20 protein-coding genes are annotated in these 21,418 nt (G+C 75.2%); 11 read left to right on the top strand and 9 right to left on the bottom strand.

The features are described 5' to 3' along the window. Window positions 1–86 precede the first annotated feature (86 nt). Complete coding sequence (locus tag C2142_RS28955; RefSeq protein WP_148645664.1) at window positions 87–1,121, top strand: DUF2637 domain-containing protein; 1,035 nt, start codon at window positions 87–89, stop codon at window positions 1,119–1,121. Between the two features lie 106 nt (window positions 1,122–1,227). Here C2142_RS28955 and C2142_RS28950 read toward each other — a convergent pair whose 3' ends face one another. Further along, entirely contained in the window at window positions 1,228–3,474 is a 2,247-nt protein-coding gene (locus C2142_RS28950) for a SpoIIE family protein phosphatase (RefSeq protein WP_148645663.1), read from the bottom strand. Between the two features lie 334 nt (window positions 3,475–3,808). After that, entirely contained in the window at window positions 3,809–4,258 is a 450-nt protein-coding gene (locus tag C2142_RS28945; RefSeq protein ID WP_346766439.1) for an ATP-binding protein, read from the bottom strand. A 553-nt stretch (window positions 4,259–4,811) separates the two neighbouring features. Here C2142_RS28945 and C2142_RS28940 point away from each other — a divergent pair. The 3 genes from C2142_RS28940 to C2142_RS28930 all read left to right on the top strand — a co-directional run bounded on the left by C2142_RS28940 (window position 4,812) and on the right by C2142_RS28930 (window position 8,389). Then, the gene (locus C2142_RS28940) at window positions 4,812–5,522 is read left to right on the top strand and encodes an urease subunit gamma (RefSeq protein WP_148645661.1); all 711 of its coding nucleotides are present in this window, start codon (window positions 4,812–4,814) and stop codon (window positions 5,520–5,522) included. Window positions 5,523–5,592: 70 nt separating this feature from the next. Next, window positions 5,593–7,314: an urease subunit alpha gene (locus C2142_RS28935; RefSeq protein WP_148645660.1), complete on the top strand. Its 1,722-nt coding sequence runs from the start codon at window positions 5,593–5,595 to the stop codon at window positions 7,312–7,314. Between the two features lie 31 nt (window positions 7,315–7,345). After that, entirely contained in the window at window positions 7,346–8,389 is a 1,044-nt protein-coding gene (locus C2142_RS28930; RefSeq protein ID WP_148645659.1) for an agmatine deiminase family protein, read from the top strand. 280 nt (window positions 8,390–8,669) lie between these two features. Here the strand turns inward: C2142_RS28930 and C2142_RS28925 are convergent, their stop codons facing one another. Next, window positions 8,670–8,894, bottom strand: a complete 225-nt coding sequence (locus tag C2142_RS28925) for a hypothetical protein (protein WP_148645658.1) — start codon at window positions 8,892–8,894, stop codon at window positions 8,670–8,672. Between the two features lie 152 nt (window positions 8,895–9,046). Between C2142_RS28925 and C2142_RS28920 the strand changes: the two genes are divergently transcribed. Further along, the gene (locus tag C2142_RS28920; protein ID WP_148645657.1) at window positions 9,047–9,652 is read left to right on the top strand and encodes a TetR/AcrR family transcriptional regulator; all 606 of its coding nucleotides are present in this window, start codon (window positions 9,047–9,049) and stop codon (window positions 9,650–9,652) included. A 73-nt stretch (window positions 9,653–9,725) separates the two neighbouring features. Here the strand turns inward: C2142_RS28920 and C2142_RS28915 are convergent, their stop codons facing one another. Further along, entirely contained in the window at window positions 9,726–11,507 is a 1,782-nt protein-coding gene (locus tag C2142_RS28915) for a protein phosphatase 2C domain-containing protein (RefSeq protein WP_148645656.1), read from the bottom strand. A gap of 343 nt (window positions 11,508–11,850) precedes the next feature. Between C2142_RS28915 and C2142_RS28910 the strand changes: the two genes are divergently transcribed. The 4 genes from C2142_RS28910 (at window position 11,851) to pth (ending at window position 14,578) form a co-directional block, all read left to right on the top strand. Then, window positions 11,851–12,309, top strand: a complete 459-nt coding sequence (locus C2142_RS28910; RefSeq protein WP_148645655.1) for a hypothetical protein — start codon at window positions 11,851–11,853, stop codon at window positions 12,307–12,309. Between the two features lie 133 nt (window positions 12,310–12,442). Next, a complete protein-coding gene (locus C2142_RS28905; RefSeq protein WP_148645654.1) occupies window positions 12,443–13,108 on the top strand; it encodes a DUF3105 domain-containing protein in 666 nt (221 codons plus the stop codon). A gap of 134 nt (window positions 13,109–13,242) precedes the next feature. Further along, on the top strand, window positions 13,243–13,827 hold the full coding sequence (locus C2142_RS28900) for a DUF305 domain-containing protein (RefSeq protein ID WP_241003290.1): 585 nt from the start codon (window positions 13,243–13,245) through the stop codon (window positions 13,825–13,827). Window positions 13,828–13,945: 118 nt separating this feature from the next. Next, window positions 13,946–14,578, top strand: coding sequence for an aminoacyl-tRNA hydrolase (gene pth / locus C2142_RS28895; protein WP_148645653.1), 633 nt, complete (start codon window positions 13,946–13,948; stop codon window positions 14,576–14,578). A 124-nt stretch (window positions 14,579–14,702) separates the two neighbouring features. On the opposite strand, the gene C2142_RS28890 is transcribed toward pth, so the two are convergent. From C2142_RS28890 to C2142_RS28880, 3 genes are read right to left on the bottom strand one after another with little or no spacing between them, the layout of a single operon-like run. Beyond that, on the bottom strand, window positions 14,703–15,557 hold the full coding sequence (locus C2142_RS28890) for an SDR family NAD(P)-dependent oxidoreductase (protein WP_148645652.1): 855 nt from the start codon (window positions 15,555–15,557) through the stop codon (window positions 14,703–14,705). Then, the gene (locus C2142_RS28885; RefSeq protein ID WP_162002561.1) at window positions 15,554–16,150 is read right to left on the bottom strand and encodes a TetR/AcrR family transcriptional regulator; all 597 of its coding nucleotides are present in this window, start codon (window positions 16,148–16,150) and stop codon (window positions 15,554–15,556) included. Before C2142_RS28885 ends, C2142_RS28890 begins: the two co-directional genes overlap by 4 nt. Window positions 16,151–16,182: 32 nt before the next feature. Then, on the bottom strand, window positions 16,183–17,733 hold the full coding sequence (locus C2142_RS28880; protein ID WP_148645650.1) for an MFS transporter: 1,551 nt from the start codon (window positions 17,731–17,733) through the stop codon (window positions 16,183–16,185). Window positions 17,734–17,833: 100 nt separating this feature from the next. On the opposite strand from C2142_RS28880, the gene C2142_RS28875 reads away from it, so the two are divergent. Both C2142_RS28875 and C2142_RS28870 read left to right on the top strand, forming a co-directional pair. Then, on the top strand, window positions 17,834–18,433 hold the full coding sequence (locus tag C2142_RS28875; RefSeq protein ID WP_148645649.1) for a MarR family transcriptional regulator: 600 nt from the start codon (window positions 17,834–17,836) through the stop codon (window positions 18,431–18,433). A gap of 40 nt (window positions 18,434–18,473) precedes the next feature. Continuing rightward, a complete protein-coding gene (locus C2142_RS28870) occupies window positions 18,474–19,010 on the top strand; it encodes a GNAT family N-acetyltransferase (protein WP_148645648.1) in 537 nt (178 codons plus the stop codon). Window positions 19,011–19,179: 169 nt separating this feature from the next. Here the strand turns inward: C2142_RS28870 and C2142_RS28865 are convergent, their stop codons facing one another. Beyond that, window positions 19,180–19,689 carry a methylated-DNA--[protein]-cysteine S-methyltransferase gene (locus tag C2142_RS28865; protein ID WP_148645647.1) on the bottom strand — a complete coding sequence of 170 codons (510 nt, stop codon included), beginning with the start codon at window positions 19,687–19,689 and terminating at the stop codon, window positions 19,180–19,182. After that, window positions 19,686–21,263, bottom strand: coding sequence for an AlkA N-terminal domain-containing protein (locus C2142_RS28860; protein WP_148645646.1), 1,578 nt, complete (start codon window positions 21,261–21,263; stop codon window positions 19,686–19,688). Before C2142_RS28860 ends, C2142_RS28865 begins: the two co-directional genes overlap by 4 nt. Between the last annotated feature and the right edge of the window lie 155 nt (window positions 21,264–21,418).

Below are 21,418 nucleotides of genomic sequence, written 5' to 3'. Positions count from 1 at the left end.
ACGACGAATCAGCCATTCAGCGCCCGTATATCCGTCATGATGGTCCCCGCCCATCACGACGCAGGAAAGCGAGGCTGGTCCAGGCGATGAAACTGTCCGATATACCGCTCGGTTGGGCCGTCACCGGCGTGGCGGTCCTGCTGGTCACCGGCCTGCTGGTGGCCCTGGCCCGGAGCCGGGGATCCGCCGCCGGACCGGGCGGCGCGGATTCCTGGGAGCGTTCCGAGGAACGCCGCCGCCGCAAGGAGTCCCTGTACGGCGGAGCCTCGTACACGCTGCTGTTCTGCTGCGCCGCCGTCGCGGCCGCGCTCTCCTTCCACGGCCTGGTCGGATTCGGGGTGCAGAACCTCAACCTCTCCGGGGGCTGGGAGTACCTCGTCCCGTTCGGCCTGGACGGCGCGGCGATGTTCTGTTCCGTCCTCGCCGTCCGCGAGGCCAGCCACGGCGACGCCGCACTCGGCTCGCGCCTGCTGGTCTGGCTGTTCGCCGGGGCCTCCGCCTGGTTCAACTGGGTGCACGCCCCCCGCGGATTCGGCCACGCCGGCGCACCGCAGTTCTTCGCGGGGATGTCGCTCTCGGCCGCCGTGCTGTTCGACCGGGCGCTCAAGCAGACCCGCCGGGCCGCCCTGCGCGAACAGGGGCTCGTCCCCCGCCCGCTGCCGCAGATCCGGATCGTCCGCTGGCTGCGCGCCCCGCGCGAGACCTACGCGGCCTGGTCGCTGATGCTGCTGGAGGGCGTCCGCAGCCTGGACGAGGCGGTGGACGAGGTCCGCGAGGACAAGCGGGAGAAGACCGCGGAGAAGGAGCGCCGCAGGCTGGCCGGCCGCCGTGAGCGGGCCGAGATCAGGGCCATCAACCGCACCAACAGCGTCTGGCGCCCGCGCGGCGCGGCCCGGCAGCTGGAGTCCGGCCAGGAGTCCGCCATAGCCGGCGGGCCCGCGGCGGACCGGCCCGCCGTCGAGGCACCGGCGCCCGCCGAGGGCCCGGTCGCCCAGCAGGGCCTGCCGGCCCGCCCGGAGCGGCGCACCATCGACCTCACGATGGAGGAGGACACCGTCGCGCAGCCCCGGCTGGACTCGCTGGAGCGCAAGCTGAAGGACCTGGAGCAGCAGTTCGGCTGAGGCTCCGGGCGTCCCGGCCGGAGCACCCGGCCGGGACGGGCCCTCAGGTCCTGCCCTGAGCCCCCGCCCGCCCTCCGGGCGGACGAGGGCGGCCTGCCGAGGGGCCTCAGGCCGCGGGCGTGGCGGTGAGCTCGAACCACATCCGCTTGCCCGAGCCGCGCGGCTCCACGCCCCAGCCGTCCGCCAGCGCCTCGACCAGCATCAGCCCGCGCCCGGAGGAGGCCTGCTCCCCCGGGGTCCGGCGGGTGGGCCAGAGGTCCGACTCGTCCTCCACCTCGACCCGCAGCCGGGCCCGGCCGCCGTCGGTCGGCTCCCGGTAGAGCCGGGCGGTGAACATGGCGTCCCGGTCGGTGTGCCGGATCGCGTTGGTGACCAGCTCCGAGGCGAGCAGCTCCGCGGTGTCCACCAGCTCGGCCACACCCCAGCGCCGCAGCGCGTCGCGCAGCTCGGCCCGCACCTCGGAGATCCGGGCCAGGTCGGCCTGGCCGATCCGGCGGCGCAGCTGCTGGGCGGCCAGGCCGCCCTCCGGGCCGTCCCAGCGCAGGAGCAGCAGCGCTATGTCGTCCTCGCGCTCGCTGTCGTCGGCGGCCTGGGAGGCGATCCGGTCGGCGAGGCCCTCCAGCGGGTCGCGGGCCTGCGCGGCGTGGCCGGCGAGCGGGCCGGAGAGCGCCTCGGTGAGCCGGGCGATGCCGTCGTCGAGGTCCATGCCGCGCGCCTCGACCAGGCCGTCGGTACAGAGCAGCACCGTCTCGCCCGGGTCCAGGCTGAAGCGGGTGACCCGGTACTCCTCGTCGGGGGCGATGCCCAGCGGCAGCCCGCCCGCGACCGGGATCACGGAGGCGGTGCCGTCGGCCCGGCGGACCAGCGGGTCCAGGTGACCGGCCCGGACGGCGTACACCACGCCGTAGTCGACGTTCACCTCGGCGTAGGTGCAGGTCGCGAAGTGGTCGGTGTCGAGGTCGGCGAGGAAGCGGGAGGCCCGGGCCATCACGGCGGCCGGCGGATGGCCCTCGGCCGCGTACGCGCGCAGCGCGATCCGCAGCTGGCCCATGATCCCGGCGGCGTGCACGTCGTGCCCCTGGACGTCGCCGATCACCAGCCCGACGTGGCCGCCGGGCAGCGGGACGACGTCGTACCAGTCGCCGCCGATCTGCAGGCCGGAGCCGGCCGCCAGGTAGCGGACGGCGGTGGAGACCCCGGGCACGGACGGCACGGTGCGCGGCAGCATCACCCGCTGGAGGCCGGCCGCCAGCTCGTGCTCGGCGTCGTGCAGCCGGGCGCGGGCCAGCGACTGGGCGACCAGGCCGCCGAGGGTGGAGAGCAGGGTGCGCTCGTCGGCGTCCAGCTCGCGGTCGTCGTCGAAGCTGACCACGCAGACGCCGATCGCCCGGCCGCTCGCCACCAGCGGCAGGAAGGCCCAGGAGCTGCGGCCGGTCCGGCTGGTCGGCTCCCAGACCTCGGCGTAGCGCTCGCGGTACTCGTCGCGGCTGGCGATGAAGACGGGGGCGCGGTTGCGCAGCGCCTCGGCCGCCGGGTGGGCGGCGGGCAGCACCGAGCGGTCCCAGACGGCGAGCTCGTCGGGCCGGTAGCCGGAGGCGCCGAGCATCTGCACCCGGCCGGCCTCGAAGGAGGCCAGCACCAGGCCGTCCGGCGGCAGGCCCGGCAGCGGCAGCTCGGTGAAGACCCGGGCGACGTCGCGGACGGTGACGGCCTCGGAGAGCGCGCGGGCGGCCTCCTTGATGAACCGCGAGCGCTCCTCGCGGAGCAGCGCCATCCGGTCGGCGCGGTCGCGCTTGTGCAGCTCGACGGTGGCGTCCCAGACGAAGCCGACCATCCGGGAGGCGCGGCCGAAGGCGTCCGCGAGGACCCTGCCGCGGAACCGGACCGCCCGCATGGCCCCGTTCGGCCCGACCGTGCGGTAGTAGGCGCCGCACTGGCCCAGCTCGGCCACCGCGCGCTCGACCCGGCGGCGCACCACGGGCGAGTCCTCGGGGTGCAGCAGGGCCAGGAAGGAGGCGGAGGTGCGGTCGAAGCGGCTCTTCTCGGCCGCGTCCAGGCCCATGATCGTGCAGGCCCGCTGGTCGCCCTCCAGGACGTCGCGGCGGATGTCCCAGTCGAAGGAGCCGATGCCGTTGGCGGCCATCGCGGGCTCCAGCCAGTCCGGCGTGGAGTCCCCCGAGGGGACCGGCAGGCCGCCGGAGAGCATCGGCGCCAGCCGCCCGGCCGCCAGCCCCGGCGCTGTCCGCAGCGCGTGCCTGCGCACCGCCTGGGCGGGTGGTCTCGCCCGCCCCGACCCGGCCGTGGACTGGCCGGGAGGAAGCGCCGACCCCGGGGACTCGGGCTCAGTGGGCATGCTGCTCCTGCCGCTGCCGTGGCGGACCGCGCCGACCGTTCGGACGGGCCGCGTGGCGGTGTGATGGGTGGTGCTGGACAATGCCGTGCGACGGCGGTGGTCAGTCGAGGTGAGGTCTCCCCGCTGCTTCCCGGACGCGGGCACACATTCCCACCATCCTGGCCAATGTTCGGCCGAGCGGCAATGGCAACGGGCCGGAAATCTTCCGCCGGGCCTTCGGCCCGGCGTTCCGTTCGATGGCGAACGACGTTATTTCCCCCGGCCCCGACAGGGCTTCCCGCCGGGTGGACCGGGCAGGCCCGGCGGCCCCGGCGGGTGGACCGTGCAGGCCGGATCAGGGCGAGGCCAGCTCGAACCAGGTGACCTTGCCGTCCCCGCGCAGCTGCACCCCCCAGGCGTCGGCCAGCGCCTCGACGAGCACCAGCCCGCGCCCCGAGGTGGCGTACTCGGCGTCCGGGTCGCGGCGGCGGCCGGGCAGCCGGCCCACGCCGTCCCGGACCTCGATCCGCAGCCGCAGGTCGGCGGTGAGCACCGCGTCGAAGACCGCACCCTGGCCGGTGTGCAGCAGCGCGTTGGTGACCAGCTCGGAGGAGAGCAGCTCGGCCGTGTCGGCCAGCTCGGGCACCCCCCAGTCGCCGAGCGCGGCGCGCAGCCGGTGCCGGACCGCGCCGACCGCGACCAGGTCGGCCGCGTCGACCGCCAGATGGAGCCGGCGGTGCAGCGCACAGCCGGGCGCCGGTGTGCCGGGAAGTGCCGGGCCCGCTGCGCCGGTGACGCCGGGCATTCCCGGCACGCCCGGTGCACCGCCCTGGGCCCTGGGCCGGAATGCGTCCCCCGAACTCGTCCGCTGCCGCGGGAATCGCGACTGACCGTCCATCAACACATGCCCCCGCCCTCAATCCGGGCACCCGGTGCCGGATCCCCCGCCGGCCGGGTGGCCCCCTCGTTCTGACCACCATCCTCATGCCCAGCTTTCGGCCTTTGCAACAGTGCGCGTGCGATCACCCGTGGTGAAAGGGGCACGGGACGGTCCGCGTGATCCAACTGCCGGGGCCGGACAGGTTTGCGAAGCGTACGGGCGGTTTTCGACGCCGTCCGGTCATCGCGGGTCAGGACGCGCGCCCGGCGCACCCCGGCCCGCGGCCCGGTCCCGACCGGTCCCGCCGCGGCCCGCGACACGCCCGCGGACCCGATGGCGGCGTCCGGCGAGCCGAACACCCGGGGACGGGCAACGCTGGACAGGGTGGCCGGGTCCGGGTTCAATGGCCCGAGATGTTTGAACGCCGTTCTAACTTCACCCCCCTCCCACCCTCCCCGGCGACCGCGAGCGAGGAACCGTGCGACTGACCCCCACCGAGCGGGACCGGCTGCTGATCTTCACAGCAGCCGAGCTGGCCCGTGCCCGCCGTGCCCGAGGCGTACGCCTCAACATTCCCGAGGCGCACGCCCTGATCGCGGATACCGTCTGCGAGGCCGCCCGCGACGGCAAACGCCTCGCCGAGGCCATCGAGGCCGGCCGCTCCGTGCTCACCGCTGACGACGTCCTGCCCGGCGTGCCCGACGTGGTCACCGTGATCCAGGTCGAGGCGGTCTTCGAGGACGGCACCCGCCTCGCCGTGGTCAACGACCCCTTCAAGGGCGCCGGCTCGCTCGGCGACGAGGCCCCCGGCGGCGCGCTGATCGGCGAAGGCACCGGCTACGACCCCGTCGAGGAGTCGGTCGTGGTGCCCGTCCACAACACCTCCGAGGTGCCGATCTCGGTCACCTCGCACTTCCACTTCTTCGAGGCCAACCCGCGCCTCGCCTTCGACCGCGCCGCCGCCTACGGCACCCACCTCGCGGTGCCGGCCGGCTCCTCGGTCCGCTTCGACCCCGGCGCCACCGTCGAGGTCGGCCTCGTCCCGATCGGCGGCGAGCGCGTCGCCATCGGCTTCGCCGGCCTGGTGGACGGCCCGCTGGACGCCCCCGGCGCCAAGGAGGCCGCGCTGGCCAAGGCCCGCGCGACGGGCTACCTGACCAGCTTCGACGACGCCGAGGTGCCCTCGTGAGCGAGCGGGGCGAGCACCTGAACAGAGCGGCCGCGCCGGCGTGGCCCACCGAGCGAAGCGAGGCCGGAGCATGACCGCGATCACCCCCCACGACTACATCTCCGTGCACGGCCCCCGCGCCGGGGACCGGATCCGGCTCGGCGACAGCGGCCTGATCGTCCGGGTCGAGTCCGACTCGCAGGCCCCGGGCGACGAGTTCCTGGCCGGCTTCGGCAAGACCGCCCGCGACGGCCTGCACCTCAAGCCCGCCGCCGTCCGCGACACCTGCGACGTGGTGATCAGCAACGTGCTGGTGATCGACGCCGTCCAGGGCATCCGGAAGACCTCGATCGGCCTGATCGGCGGCCGGATCGCCTCGATCGGCCGGGCCGGCAACCCGGACACCCTGGACGGCGTGGACGTGGTGGTCGGCACCGGGACGACGATCGTCTCCGGCGAGGGCATGATCGCCACCGCCGGCGCCATCGACACCCACGTCCACCTGCTCTCGCCGCGGATCATGGAGGCCTCGCTCGCCTCCGGCGTCACCACGATCATCGGCCAGGAGTTCGGCCCGGTCTGGGGCGTCGGCGTCAACTCGCCCTGGGCGCTGCGGCACGCCTTCAACGCCTTCGACGCCTGGCCGGTCAACATCGGCTTCCTCGGCCGCGGCTCCTCCTCCGACGAGGCCCCGCTGATCGAGGCCCTCGCCGAGGGCGGCGCCTCCGGCTTCAAGGTGCACGAGGACATGGGCGCGCACACCCGCGCGCTGGACACCGCACTGCGGGTCGCCGAGGAGTACGACGTCCAGGTCGCCCTGCACACCGACGGCCTCAACGAGTGCCTCTCGGTCGAGGACACCCTCAAGGTGCTGGAGGGCCGGACCATCCACGCCTTCCACATCGAGGGCTGCGGCGGCGGGCACGTCCCCAACGTGCTGAAGATGGCCGGCGTCGAGAACGTCATCGGCTCCTCCACCAACCCGACCCTGCCGTTCGGCCGGGACGCGCTGGGCGAGCACTTCGGCATGATCGTCTCCGCCCACGACCTCAAGGTCGACCTGCCCGGCGACGCCGCGATGGCCCGCGACCGCATCCGGGCCGGCACGATGGGCGCCGAGGACGTGCTGCACGACCTCGGGGTCATCGGCATCACCTCCTCCGACGCCCAGGGCATGGGCCGGGCCGGCGAGACCGTCCGCCGCACCTTCGCCATGGCCGGCAAGATGAAGGCCGAACTCGGCCCCCTCGACGGCACCGGCTCCTACGGCACCACCGAGGGCGGCGACGACAACGAGCGCGTGCTGCGCTACATCGCCAAGCTCACCATCAACCCGGCCATCGCCCACGGCCTTTCGCACGAGGTCGGCTCGATCGAGATCGGCAAGCTCGCCGACATCGTGCTCTGGCGCCCCGACCACTTCGGCGCCAAGCCGCAGCTGGTCCTGAAGGCCGGCTTCCCCGCGTACGGCGTGGTCGGCGACCCCAACGCCTCCACCGACCGCTGCGAACCCCTCGTCCTGGGCCCGCAGTTCGGCGCCCACGGCGCGACCGCCGCCGACATCTCGGTGGCCTTCGTCGCCCAGGCCGCCGCCGACGGCGCCTACCTGGACCGGGCCGCCGACGGCATGCCCACCCGGCGCCGGCGCGTCGGCGTCCGCGGCACCCGCGGCATCGGCCCGCGCGACATGGTGCGCAACGCCCGGGTCGGCAACGTCCAGGTCACCGAGACCGGCCTGGTCTCGCTGGACGGCTCCCCGCTGCGCTCCGAGCCGGCCGACAGCGTCTCGCTCAGCCGCCTGTACTTCCTCTGACCCGCCCCACCTCCCCCGCTAGGACTCCACGATGACCTCCCCCACCCCCGCCTCGCTCGGTTACCGGATGCCCGCCGAGTGGCACCCGCACGAGCGGACCTGGATGGCCTTCCCCACCTCCAACCCGACCTTCGACAGCCCGGAGAGCCTGCACGCCGGCCGCGAGGCCTGGGCCGCGGTGGCCAACACGATCGTCCGGTACGAGCCGGTCACCCTGGTGGTCAACACCGGTGAGACCGGGGAGGCCCGCAAGTACGTCTCCGAGCAGGTCGAGATCGTCGAGCGCCCGCTGGACGACGCCTGGATGCGCGACATCGGCCCGTCCTTCCTGATCGACGGCAAGGGCTCGCTCGCCGCCGCCGACTGGATCTTCAACGGCTGGGGCGCGCAGTCCTGGGCCCGCTGGGACAACGACCAGCACATCGCCGAGCACATCGGCGAACTGACGGGCGTCCAGCGCTTCGTCTCGCGGCTGATCAACGAGGGCGGCGGCATCCACGTCGACGGCGAGGGCACGGTACTGGTCACCGAGACCGTGCAGCTCGGCGAGGGCCGCAACTCCGACTGGACCAAGGAGGAGGTCGAGGCCGAGCTGCACGCCTTCCTCGGCACCACCAAGGCGGTCTGGCTGCCGCGCGGACTCACCCGCGACTACGACGAGTTCGGCACCCGCGGCCACATCGACATCGTCGCCTCCTTCGTCCGCCCCGGCGTCGTGGTCGCCCACGTCCAGCCGGACCCGTCGCACCCGGACCACGAGGTGTGCAAGGAGCTCGTGGCCATCCTGCGCGCGTCCACCGACGCACAGGGCCGGGAGCTCCAGGTCATCGAGCTGCCCGCCCCCACCGTCCTGCTGGACGAGGAGGGCGAGCCGGTCGACTACTCCTACATCAACCACTACGTGGCCAACGGCGCCGTGATCCTGTGCGGCTTCGACGACCCGCGCGACCAGGAGGCCGCCGCCATCCTCGGCGAGGCCTACCCCGGCCGGACCGTCGAACTGGTCGACGCCCGCGAGATCTTCGCCAACGGCGGCGGCATCCACTGCATCACCCAGCAGCAGCCGAAGGCCTGACCGGCCGGCCGTCGGGTGGTGCGGCGTGACACGACGGGTCGCGCCGCGCCACCCGACGCTCCGTCACTGATCCCGCACACTCCCTCCACGCCGTCCCCCCGCGCGGGCACGGTTCCCCCGACAGGACCAGGCCCCGGCCGAGGTCCGGTTCGTGGCGCCGGGCTCGACCAGGGAGGGCAAGGCGTACGGAACCAAGCCGCTGGACGGGAACGGGAGCGGCACGATCTTCTGCCGGGTCATGAGCGCGGAGCGCATGAAGGGCTGAGGCCCGCCGGCCCCGTCACCTGAGATGCCTCCCCAGGTCGTCGGTGGTGAGGCCGTGCGTGCTGTGCATCGCGATCGAACTGCAGGCGGCGCGCCGGGCACGCGCCTGTGCGAGGTGGGCCTGCTCGGCGAGCAGGCCGTCCAGGTTCTCGGTCGGTCCGTTGCGGCGGTGGTGCAGGTACACCGCCAGTCCGGTCACGATCACGGCGAGACCGGCGATCAGGGCGATCAGCGTGACCATGGCCACCCCTCAAGGTCGTCGTTCCCCCACTGGTACGTACCCGGAGGACGGGCGGCCGAACCGGGCTTCGTCCCGCTCCGTGCCCCCGCGGGCACGGCCAGTATCGTGGGCAGCCGGCGGCACGGCCGCCACCGCACAGAGGAGAACAGCAGATGGCGGACGCCCGCCCGCGCCGCCCGGCGCGCCCCCGCGAGGAGGTCTTCGCCACCGCGCGGGCCGCGATCGCCGAACACGGGCTCGCCAAACTCACCATGGCCGGCCTCGGCAAACAGCTCCAGATGAGCGCCGGGCACCTGCTCTACTACTTCGGCAGCAAGGACCAGCTCCTGCTGGAGACCCTGCGCTGGAGCGAGGACCAGCTCGGGGCCCGCCGCCACGCCGCCCTGACCGACGGCACCCGGGACGTCTGGGACCGGCTCACCGCCTACACCCGCCTCTACCTCCCCGAGGGCCCCGGCGACCCCCGGTGGATCCTCTGGGTCGAGGTCTGGGGCCGCTCCCCCGCCAGCGAGGAGCTCCGGCAGGGGCAGCTGGAGATCGAGGCCCCGTGGGACGCGGACCTCGTCGCCCTGCTGGAGGAGGGCAGCGCCTCCGGCCGCTTCACCCCCGGGACCGCCGCCGACCGGGCCGCCCAGATCCGCGCCCTCCTCGACGGCCTCGCCGTCCCCCTGGCCCTGGGCCTCCCCGGCTCCGGACGCCCCCGGGCGCTGCACCTGGCCGAGTCGGCCTGCGGCACCCTGCTGGGCGCCGGCCGCTGACGCGCCCCCGCTCCGGGAGGGTCCTGCTCCGGGAGAGGCCTACTCCGCGAGGATCCCGCTCCGGGACAGCCCCTCACCCGGTCCAGATCGCGGCGGCCGTGCGGTCGTCGGCGTAGCCCCTGGCCCTGACCTGGACCTGGCGGAGGAAGTCGACGGTGCCCGGCGGGTGGGGGTGGGCCCAGTGGGACGAGAGGAAGTGGGCGACGGTCGGCTCGTCGGCGATCGGGCGGGCCAGGCCGGGGGTGCAGAGCAACAGGATGTCGCCCGGGGTGGCCGGGACCATCCGGAAGCGGAACGGGCGCGGGTCCGGCACCGGGGTGTCCGGCACCGGCGGCTGACCGTCCGGGTGGTGCAGCAGCCGCGCGGCGTACGCGTCGATCCAGTGGCCGGAGCGCAGCAGGTAGAGCCCGCCCGGTCCGACCCCGAAGGCCGCCCGGTAGGACGCCTCCGGGTCGAGCGAGAGCAGCAGGCAGTGCAACGCGGCGGGGGACTGCGCGCCGTCGTCGCCCTCCGGTTCGGGAGCGAGCGCGCGCAGCGGGGCGGCGGCACTGGTGGCGAGCCGCTGGAGGCCGTACCGGAGCCGGTCGCGGGCGCCGTCGCGCAGGTCGGCGGCGAGCCCGGTCCGGCTGCGGCCGATCGCGGTGGCGAGCTGACGGACGGCCTCGGCGGTGGCGGTGGCGACGGCCTCGGGGGCCGCCTCGCCGTCCGCGGCGCTGCGGTCGAAGCCGCCGAGCGCGGCGAGCAGCAGGCCGTCGGGCGCCTCGCCGAACCTGGTCACCAGCAGCGTGTCCCGGCGGGGCTCGCCGCGGTAGCGGGCGGAGTCTCCGCGGACCGAGACGGCCCGCAGGGTGGCGGCGCCGTACTGGGCGCCTTCCAGCACGGTGTCCGGTACGACGGCGCCCAGCATGCCCGGGTCCGCCTCCGGCACGGCGGTCGGTTCGGGCGCGTACGTGGGCGGGCGCTCGCCGACGTGCGGCACGGCGGGCCCGGCACCGGCGAGCACCGACCGCGGCACGGGGCGCGGCGCGGGCGCGGGTTCGGGGGCGACGGGCTCCGGCCGAGGTGCAGGCTCCGGTGCCGACACGGCGGCCGGCGCGGGTTCAGACTCGGGGGCGGACGCGGGTTCAGGCCCGGGCGCGGACGCTGGTTCAGGCCCGGGCGCGGACGCTGGTTGAGGCTCGGGGACGATCTCGGGCTCGGCCGCGGACGCGGGTTCAGCTTCGGGGGCGATCTCGGAATCGGGCGCCGGCACGGGTTCGGGCTCGGGCGCCGGCGCGGGTTCGGGCTCGGGCGCCGGCGCGGGTTCGGGCTCGGGCGCCGGCGCGGGTTCGGGCTCGGGCGCCGGCGCGGGTTCGATCGTCTTCTCCAGGACGGGAGCCGGCTCGGGAGCGGGCCCGGGAGCCGGCTCCACGACCGCCTCCGCCGCCTCAACCGCCTCGTCCGCCGGACCCGTCGCGTCCACCGCGTCCTCCGCCCAGGACGGGGCCGGGAACCTGTGCGTCTCCGCCCGGTCGCGCTGCTGCCCGATCACCCCGACCGCGGTGTCGAACCAGTCGTCGATGCTGTCCCGCTCCAGCACCGCCTCCTCGGCCGCCCTCTCGGCCGCCTCCTCAGCCACGTCCCCGGCCACGGCCACGGCCACGGCCTCGGGCGCTTCCTCGCCCGCGGCCGCCGGTCCGTCCGTGCGCTGCCGCCCGATCAGCCCGGCCGCCGTCTCGAACCAGTCGTCGACGCTGCCCTCCCCCGCGTGCGCGTGCGGGGTGTCGGGGAGGGTGCCCGCCGGCCCTTCGTAGACCGTGTCCCACCAGCCGTCGTCCGGCCGGTGCTGCTGTGCGGGTGCACCCTTTTTGCTCATCTGGCGGCTCCTGGTCGGTCCGTCTGCGCGCCGCCCCCGGCGGGGCCGGACTCGACGTCATTGTCTCCAAGAGCAACGACGCTGTCCGGCTTTCGGCGACAAACCGTGCACTGATCGGATGATCGCGATCACCGGGTTCGCCCCACGTTCCGCTTCCGTTCCGTCCGTGCTTGCCGGAACTGCCCCGAGCAGGGTGTTTACGGGGTGTTCGACCCCTTCGGGCGCCGAAAATGAGGGCCGAGGAGGGGCATCGCTTCACTCGTTCGGCTGATTAAATGTCCGCATGACCGCGTCGGCCCCCAGACCATCCCGACCGGGGAGGGCCGCAGTCGCGGGCCGCCCGGTGGGTGCGCTTTGGGTCCTGCTGCTGGTCGGGCTGCTGACGGCGCTCCCCTGTGCGGGCCAGGCCCAGGCGGTCACGGCCGACCGGTCCGGTCCTCCCGCGGCCGGCCCGTCCACCACCCTGGCCGGCCCGCTCGCCGGCCCGTCCACCGACCTGCCGGGACCGCCGGTGGCGCCGGGCGCCCCGAAGGCGGCCCACCCGTCCCGCCACGCGGACGGACCCCGGCACTGGACGTGGTGCTCCGCCGACGGCGAGCCGCCGCATCGCGACAACGGCTGCTCCGGCCACCCGTACAGCGGCCAGGACGCCCAGCTCCCCAATCCGCCGCCGCAGCCCCAGCCCGCCGTGACGCCGCGCCCGGACACGCCCGAGGCGCTGCCCCGGGTGGTGGCCCGCGGCCTGCTGGACGGTCCGCGCCCGGCACCGGATCTGCACGAACTCCAAGTCCACCGGTCCTGAGCGGAACCCACCGCCGACCGTCCCCCTGCCCGTCCGAGCGGACGGCAGGACGGGCGGCACCGACGGATCCGCCCCTCCACACCCCACTTCAGACCGCCGCGCCCGCAGCGTGCGGCGGGGACAAGGACACCACATGGGTTCCGCCTCCAAGCAGTCCAACAAGCCCGGCGGCAAGCAGGGCGCGACCGACCGCCGTGCCCGGATCGCCGAGCTCCGCGCCGCCGAGCAGCGCCGCGACCGCCGCAACAAGATCGTCGCCTCCGTGATCGCCGGCGTCCTGGTGATCGGTGCGATAGCCACCGGCACCTGGATCGTGGTCGACGCCAACAACGACAAGAAGGCCAAGGAGGCCGCCGCCAACGCGCCGATCGACGGTGTGAAGACCTTCGGCGACCTGAGCCGCAACCACGTCAAGGAGAAGGTCAACTACCCGATGACCCCGCCGGTCGGCGGCGACCACAACGCGATCTGGCTGGACTGCATGGGCCACGTCTACGACCAGCCGGTCGAGAACGAGCGCGCCGTCCACTCGCTGGAGCACGGCGCGGTCTGGGTGACGTACAACGGCAAGGCCACGCCGGACGACATCAAGACCCTCTCCGACAAGGTCAAGGGCACTCCGTACTCGCTGATGAGCCCCTACCCGGACGAGCAGGGCACCATCACGCTCAACGCGTGGAGCACCCAGCTGGTCGTGGACAACGCCAACGACCCGCGGGTGGCCGAGTTCTTCACCAAGTACGTGCAGGGCAAGCAGACCCAGGAGCCGGGCGCGTCCTGCACCATGGGGTCGATGTGACCGCCGACGCGGTGACACCCGCCGACGCGGCGGCGCCCGGGGAGACGGAGGAGACGGACGGGGCTCCCGGCACCGCCCGCCGGCGGCTCTGGTGGCCGGCCGCGCTGGCCGCCGCGCTCGCCCTCGCCCTCGGGGTGCCCGCGCTGGTCGCGAGCGGGACGTCCGCGTCCGGCTCGTCCGCGCTGACCGCCCCGGCCGACGACTCTCCCGAGGCCGGGTTCGCCCGCGACATGGCGACCCACCACCAGCAGGCCGTCGACCTGTCGTTCATCGTCCGGGACCGGACGGCCGACGAGCCCGTCCGCACCCTCGCCTTCGACATCATCAACACCCAGGCCAACCAGCGCGGGATGATGATGGGCTGGATCGACCAGTGGGGGCTCTCGCAGCACACGCCGGCCAAGCCGATGGCGTGGATGAGGATGAACCACGCGTACGAGGCGCACGACGGCTCGCTGATGCCCGGCATGGCCACCAACGCCCAGCTCGCCAGGCTGCGTTCGCTCAGCGGGCGGGAGGCCGAGGTGTACTACCTCCAGCTGATGCTGGAGCACCACAAGGGCGGGGTCGAGATGGCCCAGGGCTACGTCGACCTGGCGAAGAACGAGACCGAGAAGCGGCTCGCCCAGTCGATGGTGAACGGTCAGACCTCGGAGATGGGGCTGATCACCGACATGCTCAAGGAGCGCGGCGCCGCCCCCGGCGTCCCCGCGTCCTGAGCGACGACCCACGTCACCCGGCCGGGGTGCGGCGGACGGTCCGACCGTCCGCCGCACCCCGGCCGTCCGCACTCCCCACTCCCTACCTCCCACTCCCCACTCCCGGAGGAACCACCCCATGACGTCCGGTCCCACCCCGCCCGCTGCGGCCGGGCCCCGACCGCCGGCAGCCGGCACCACCTGGGTGGTCGCCGGCCTGGGCAACCCCGGCCCGTGGTTCAGGCGCACCCGGCACAACGCCGGCTTCCTGGTGGTCGACCGGCTGGCCGAGCGCCACGGCGCCCGCTTCCGGCTGCGCGGCCTCGGCACCCGGGTCGCCGAGATCGAGGTGGAGGGGCGGCGCGTGGTGCTGGCGAAGCCGCAGTGGTTCATCAACCTCTCCGGGCGCCCGGTCGCCGGGCTCCTGCGACGCCACGGCGTCCCGGCCGAGCGCCTGCTCGTCGTCCAGGACGACCTGGACTTCCCGTTCGGCGCCGGCCGGCTGAAGCGCGGCGGCGGCCCGGGCGGCCACAACGGCGCCCGCTCGGTGACCAATGCGCTCGGGACGCGCGACTACGTCCGGCTCCGTTTCGGCGTCGGGCGGCCGCCGAAGGGGCAGACGATCGGGAACTTCGTGCTCCAGGAGTTCTCGGCGGACGAGCAGGCCGGGCTGCCGGCGCTGCTGGACCGTTGTGCCGAGGCCGCCGAGACCCTCGTCGTCCGCGGCCTGAACCGGGCGCAGGACATGCTGCACGCCCCCGCCCCGGCCTGACGCCCGGCAAGGGCTGCCGGGGCGGTGCCGCTCCGGCGGGCCTGTTGACCGGTGACGCACCGCCACGCCCGCTGACACCGGTGCCGCACCGGCGCGGAGCGGGCCGAGGCCCCGGCCCGCCGGCTCAGACCGCCCGGGGCAGCGGGAAACTGCGCCGCATCAGCGCGTCGAAGGCGGCGTCCGGCAGCAGCCGCTTGGCCAGCATCGTGCCGCGGGCGAGCATGCCTATCGCGTACCGGGCCCGCGGGCTCGGCGCGGTGACGGCGCGGACGATCACGCGGGTGGCCGTCTCTGCGGGAACGGCGCCGCCGCGCCGGGTGAAGGCGCGGTTGGCGTACATGTCGGCCAGCTCGCGGCGGAACGCCCCGTACGGGTCGGTCCGGTCGTCGGCCGGCCCGCCGTGCATGGTGCCGACGGCGGTGGCGCCGAACCCGGTGATCGTCGGGCCGGGCTGGACCACGACCACCTCCACCCCGAACGGGGCCACCTCCAGCCGCAGCGAGTCGCTGATCGCCTCCACCGCGTGCTTGCTGGCGTGGTAGAAGGCGCCACCGGGCGGCGAGAAGCGGCCCGCCATCGAGGAGATGTTGACGATCCTGCCGCGCCCGGCCCGGCGCATGCCGGGAAGCACCAGCTGGGCCATCCGGACCAGGCCGAAGACGTTGGTGTCGAACTGGGCCCTGACCTCGTCCGGCGTGGCGGACTCGACCGGCAGGTGCAGCCCGTAGGCGGCGTTGTTGACCAGGACGTCGACGTGCCCGTGCTCGGCCTCGACCGCCGCCACCGCGTCGGCCATCGACCGCTCGTCGGTGACGTCCAGCGCCGAGGTGGCGATGCCCTGGGCGGCCAGGTCGGCGAGCGACTCGGGGCGGCGGGCGGTCGCGTGGACGCGGTGGCCGAGGCGGTGCAGGGCGAGCGCGGCCTCTCGGCCCATCCCGGAGGAACAGCCGGTGATCAGCACGGTCAGCGGGGAGGTCATGGTGCGGCCTTTCGGTGCAGGAGGTCCCAGACGGCGGCTTCCGCCCGGTCGATGTCGCCGGGTCCGAGAGCGGCGAGTCCGCCGGGGCGGCGGAGCCGGACCAGCCCGGCGAACGCCCCCATGGCGAGCGCGACCAGCTGGTCGGCCTCGCCCTCGCGGATCTCGCCGGCCACCTGCCCGCGCGCGATGAAGTCGGTGGCGACGCGGTCGATCTCGGCGGCCAGCTCCCCGCTCTCGGGGGCGAGGAAGGTGTCGTGTTGCTGGTGCTCCAGGAAGGCGAAGGCCTCCGGGCGCTCGCTCGCGTACCGGGTGAAGCCGCACCAGAAGCGGCCGAACTCCTCCCGGACGGAGCCGGCCGGCCCGCCCTCGGCGAGCGTCTCGGCCAGCTGGTCCAGCAGGGCGCGCTTGGCGTACTGGAACGCGGCGTTGCCGAGCGCCTCCTTGCTGGGGAAGTACCGGTAGATGCTGCCCACCCCGACCCCGGCACGCTGCGCAACGGCGGGCATCTGGGTGCCCTCGTAGGTGCGCTCAGCGAACAGGGCGATGGCGGCGTCGATCAGGGACTGGGGGAGGTCCGGCTTCCTGGGTGTCACGGAATGAATGTTCATTCCGCTCGCCGCCGCTGTCAAGAGTCCTGCGGGCTCCCCGGGGTGCGGAGGCCGCGCGGCCGCGCCGCCGGGCGGACCAGCGCCACCGCCAGGGCGGCGACGGCGGCGAGCCCGAGCAGCACCGTCCGGCCGCCGGCCGCGGCACCGGCCAGGTGGACGCCGAGTACGGGCAGCGCGGTGCCGAGGGCCGTACCGAGGCTGCGGGCCATGTTCACCATGCCTCCGCCGACCGCCGAACACTCCGCCGGGATCGCCCGCATCACCAGCGCGTTGTTGGCGGGCAGCAGCAGGCCCAGCCCGCAGCCGGCGATCAGCAGGGGGCCCGCCGAGGACGCACCGCCCGCCGGCACCACCGCGAACAGCAGCAGCCCGGCGCCCGCGACGGCCGCGCCCGCCCGGCAGCGGGTGACGTCCGACCAGCCCCGGGGCAGCAGGCCGCCACCGACCGTCGCCGCGAGCGCGAACGCGGCCGGGAGCAGCGTGATCACCAGGCCCGCCCCGGCCACCGGGACACCCGCACCGGTGAGCAGCACCGGACCCAGCACCAGGGGGCAGAACAGCAGCAGGTAGCCGATCAGCGCGACCACCAGGCCCGGCCGCACCCCGGGGGTGTTGACCAGCCCCGGGGCCAGGAGCGGCCGGCTCGCCCGCCGCTCCTGGCGCACCAGCCCGAGCGCGAGCACCACCGAGGCGAGCAGCAGCACGGCCACCGCCCAGCCGGGCAGCGGGAGGCCGGAGGCGGTGGAGAGGGCGAGCAGCAGCGCGGAGGTGGCACCGGTGAGCAGCAGCAGGCCGGGGAGGTCGAAGCGGCCGTCGTCCTCCTCCTTCGCGGGCACGGCCCCGGGCCCGGCCGGCGCACCGGGCCGCGCGCCGGACCGGGTGCCGGACCGGGTGCCGGGCCAGGCGCCCAGCCGCACGCCGGGCTGCGCGGGTTCGCCCTCGGGGCGGGTCCGGGGCAGCAGGAACCAGCCGGCCAGGATCCCCAGCACCCCGATCGGCACGTTGATCCAGAACACCCAGCGCCAGGAGGCGTGCGCCACCAGCAGTCCGCCGAGGCTCGGGCCGAGCGCCAGGCCGAGTCCCTGGGCGGCCGCCTGGATGCCGAGCGCCCGCCGCATCGCGTGCCCGGGGACGCCGCGCGCCACCAGGGCGACGCTGTTGGCCTGCATCATCGCGCCGCCCACCGCCTGCACCGCCCGGCAGGCCACCAGCACCCCGAGGCTGCCGGCCAGGCCCGCACCGAGCGAGGCCAGCGCGAACACGGCGAAGCCACCGAGGTACATGGTCTTGCGGCCGACCAGGTCGGAGAGCCATCCGACCGGCGCGAGCAGGGCCACCAGCACCAGCAGGTACGCCAGCGCCACCCATTCGACGGCGGCGAAGTCCGCGCGGAAGTGGTGACCCAGCGCGGGGAAGACGAGGGCGGTGACGCTGGCGGTCAGCTGCCCGAGGAACGCCCCGAGGCAGACGGTGCCGACGGCCAGCCAGTGGGCGTGCCGCCACCGGGCGATGCCGCGCGGCCGGGGTCGCTCGGTGAGCAGCCTGGCGGCGAGGGTGGTGGCGTTCATACGGCGAAATATATCGGATACAGATATGTTCCCTCTGCGAGCCGACCATCAGATGATCGGAGCATCGGAGCGGCTGCCACCAGGCGATACGCTGTCCGCCATGTCGCCGTCACCGCCCGTTCCCGACCCCGCCGCCGGACCACAGCGCGAGGCCGCCGAGCGTCCGGACCTCGCACTCCCGGCGGACGGCGCACCCCAGGCGGACCTCGCGCCCCGGACGGACTCCGTGCCCCAGGCGGACCTGGCGCCCCCCGCGATCGAACGCGCGAGGCGGCTCACCGACGTGGTCACCCGGCTGCGCCGCGCCCTGCGCAGCAGCATCCGCACCGACTACCCGTGGGAGTCCCTGCCGATGGCGCAGGTCGAACTCCTCCAGTCACTCGCCGCCGCCCCGCTGCGGGTCGGCGAGCTGGCCGCCCGCCAGCGGCTCGCCCCCAACACCGTCAGCGGCCTGGTCGGCAAGCTGCTGGAAGCCGGCTTCGTCGACCGCCAGGCCGACCCCGGCGACCGCCGCACCGCCCGGATCGCCCTGACCCCGGCCGGCCGGCGCCAGCTCGACGACTGGCAGCGCGCCCACGAACGCCGCATCGCGGCCGCCCTCGACACCCTCTCCCCCGCCGACCGCGAGGCCGTCATGCAGGCGCTCCCCGCCCTCGACAACCTCGCCCGCGCCCTCGCCCGGCCGGCCGCTCCCGAATAACCGGGTGCCGCCGGGCCGCCGCCGCCGCTAGCGTCCCGGGATGGACTCCGCGCACGTACGCCTCGAACCCTGGACCGACGCCGACCTCGCCCTGCTCCGCCGGGTCAACGTCCCCGAGATGAAGCAGCACGTCGGCGGCCCGGAGACGGCGGAGCAGCTCCTCGTCCGCCACCGCCGCTACCTCGACTTCGTCCCCTCGGGCACCGGCTGCATGTACCGCATCGTCCTGCTCCCGGGGGTGGTGGAAGGGGCCGCGGGCGAGGCCGTCGGCACCGTCGGCTACGGCACCCGCAGCTGGCAGGGCCGGACCGTCCACGAGATGGGCTGGAACGTCCTCCCGCCCCACCAGGGCCGCGGCATCGCCGCCACCGCCGTCCGCCTGGCCGTCGCCGCCGCCCGCACCTCGGCCCGGCACCGCTACCTGCACGCCTTCCCGTCCATCGGCAACCCCGCCTCCAACGCCGTCTGCCGCAAGGCCGGCTTCACCCTCCTGGGCGAGACGGACTTCGAGTTCCCGCCCGGCCGCCCCATGCGCAGCAACGACTGGCGCGTCGACCTGCGTCCGGAGGCCGGCTGACCCCCCGGGCCGGCCGCCCACCCGGCACCACCGCCCCCGGCCGCCGAGCAGTGCCGACGGTTGGGCAGCGCCGACGGTTGGGCGGGCCGCCGCTGGCCGGTCAGGCCGCCGACCGGCCAGAAGGCCTTCCGGCTGCTTCCGGAAGGCCCCGTGGCCGACCCGCTCCGGTTCAGAACAGCGCCCCGCTCTCAAGGTCCAGCAGCCACCGCTTCCGGTCCACGCCCGCGGCGAAGCCGGTGAGGGTGCCGTTGGCGCCGAGGACGCGGTGGCAGGGGCGGACGATGAGCAGGGGGTTGGCCCCCACGGCGCCGCCGACGGCGCGGACGGCCTTCGGGGAGGCGCCGGCGAGGTCGGCGAGCTGGCCGTAGGTGACCGTCTCGCCGTAGGGGACGGCGTCGAGGGCGGCCCAGACCTGCCGGCGGAACTCGGTGCCGACAGGGGCGAGCGGCAGGTCGAAGGTGGTGCGCCTGCCCTCGAAGTAGGCGGTGAGCTGGGCGACGGGCTCGGCGAGGGCCTCCGGGTCGTGGACCCAGTCGTCGGCGGGCTCGGCGAGCGCGTACTTCTGGCCCGGGGCGGTGACGGTGGCCAGGCCGGCCGGGCCGCCGTCCTCCGGCAGGACGCCGCTGAGCAGCAGCCGGCCGAACGGGCTCTCCATGTGGGTGTAGACGGTGGTGCTCATGCGTCCTGCTTCTCCTTCTGCGTTCCGGTGCTGTGGTCGCCCGCGGCGCCGGCCCAGAGCCGGTGGACGGCGTAGGAGCGCCAGGGTGCCCACGACTCGGCCGCGCGAGCGGCGGACTTCGGGTCGCCGGGGGCGCCGAGCCGGGTGAGGCCGTGGCGGATGCCGACGTCGGTGGGCAGGAAGACGTCCGGGTCGGCGAGGGCCCGCATCCGCAGGTAGCCGACGGTCCAGGGGCCGATACCGGGCAGGGCGAGCAGCTCGGCGGCCGCGGCCTCCCGGTCGACCCCGCCGTCGAGCCGGACGACGCCTTCGGCCAGGGCGGCGCACAGGCCGGTGAGCGCCCGGCGGCGGGCCGCCGGCATCGCGAAGTCCTCGGGGTCGGCCACCGCGAGGGACGCCGCGGACGGGAAGAGCAACCGCAGCCCGCCGCTGGGCTCGGGCAGTGCGGTGCCGTACTTCTCCGCGAGCCGGCCCGCCAGGGTGCGGGCGGCGCCGACGGTGACCTGCTGGCCGAGCACGGCGCGGACGGCCAGCTCGTGCGGGTCGACGTGGCCCGGCGAGCGCAGGCCCGGACGGGAGCGGACCAGTGCGCCGAGCACGGGGTCGGCGCCGAGCTGTTCGTCGACGGCGTCCGGGTCGGCATCGAGGTCGAAGAGGATCCGCAGCCGCTGGACGGCGGTCGGCAGGTCCCGCAGGTCGGTGAGGAAGAGCCGGCAGTCCAGCCACCCGCGCGTGCGCGGCTCCCCGGGTGCGAGCCCGTCGACCTCGGCGATGCCGTGACCGTACGGGAGGGCGAGGGTGCGGCGGTAGGTGAGGACACCGGGCCGCCCGCCGGGGACCACCTCCTCGACGCCGGGGACCGCGCGCAGGGCGAGGAAGTCGACCAGGTGGTCGCTGTCGAACGCGCCGCGGTAGGCGAGGCGCAGGGTGAGGCCGCCGGCCGGGGTGGCGGTGCGCCGGCCCTCGGTGACCTCGGCGCGCAGGCCGCTGGGGGTGCGGTCGTAGACCTCGCGGACGGTGTCGTTGAACTGCCGGACGGAGGCGAACCCGGCCGCGAAGGCGATCTCGGTGACCGGCAGTGCCGTGGTCTGGAGCAGCAGCCGGGCGGTCTGGGCGCGGCGGGCGCGGGCCAGGGCGATCGGCCCCGCGCCGAGTTCGGCGGTGAGCTGGCGCTGGAGCTGGCGGGAGCTGTAGCCGAGGCGGTGGGCGAGTCCGGCGACGCCCTCGCGGTCGACCACGCCGTCGCCGATCAGCCGCATCGCGCGGCCGACCAGGTCGGCGCGGTGGTTCCACTCCGGCGAGCCGGGCACCGAGTCGGGGCGGCAGCGGCGGCAGGCGCGGAACCCGGCGCCCTGGGCGGCGGCGGCGCTGGGGTAGAAGGTGCAGTTGGCGCGTTTGGGGGTCACGGCGGGGCAGCTCGGCCGGCAGTAGATGCCGGTCGAGGTGACGGCCGTGAAGAAGACGCCGTCGAAGCGGGCGTCGCGGCTGTCCACGGCCCGGTACCGGATGTCGTCGTCGATCACGCAGTCCAGTCTGCGGCACCGGCGGGCGGTCGACTGGCGGATATCGGACATGGGCGTGGAGGGCGCGGTCGGCACGGTCGGCACGGGGCTCCGCTCTCCGGGGACCCGGCACTGGGCCGGGCGGCGCGCGGCACCCGGGCAGCGCGCGCGGCAGGGCGGCACCAGGCCGGGCGGCTCGCGGCACCCGGGCGGAAAACGGGGTGCCC

It is taken from the genome of Streptomyces sp. CB01881 (assembly GCF_002953255.1).
In the GTDB taxonomy this organism is placed as follows: Bacteria; Actinomycetota; Actinomycetes; order Streptomycetales; family Streptomycetaceae; genus Kitasatospora.
The sequence above is the reverse complement of the archived record's forward strand: the minus strand, read 5'-3'. Positions and strand labels throughout refer to the sequence as shown.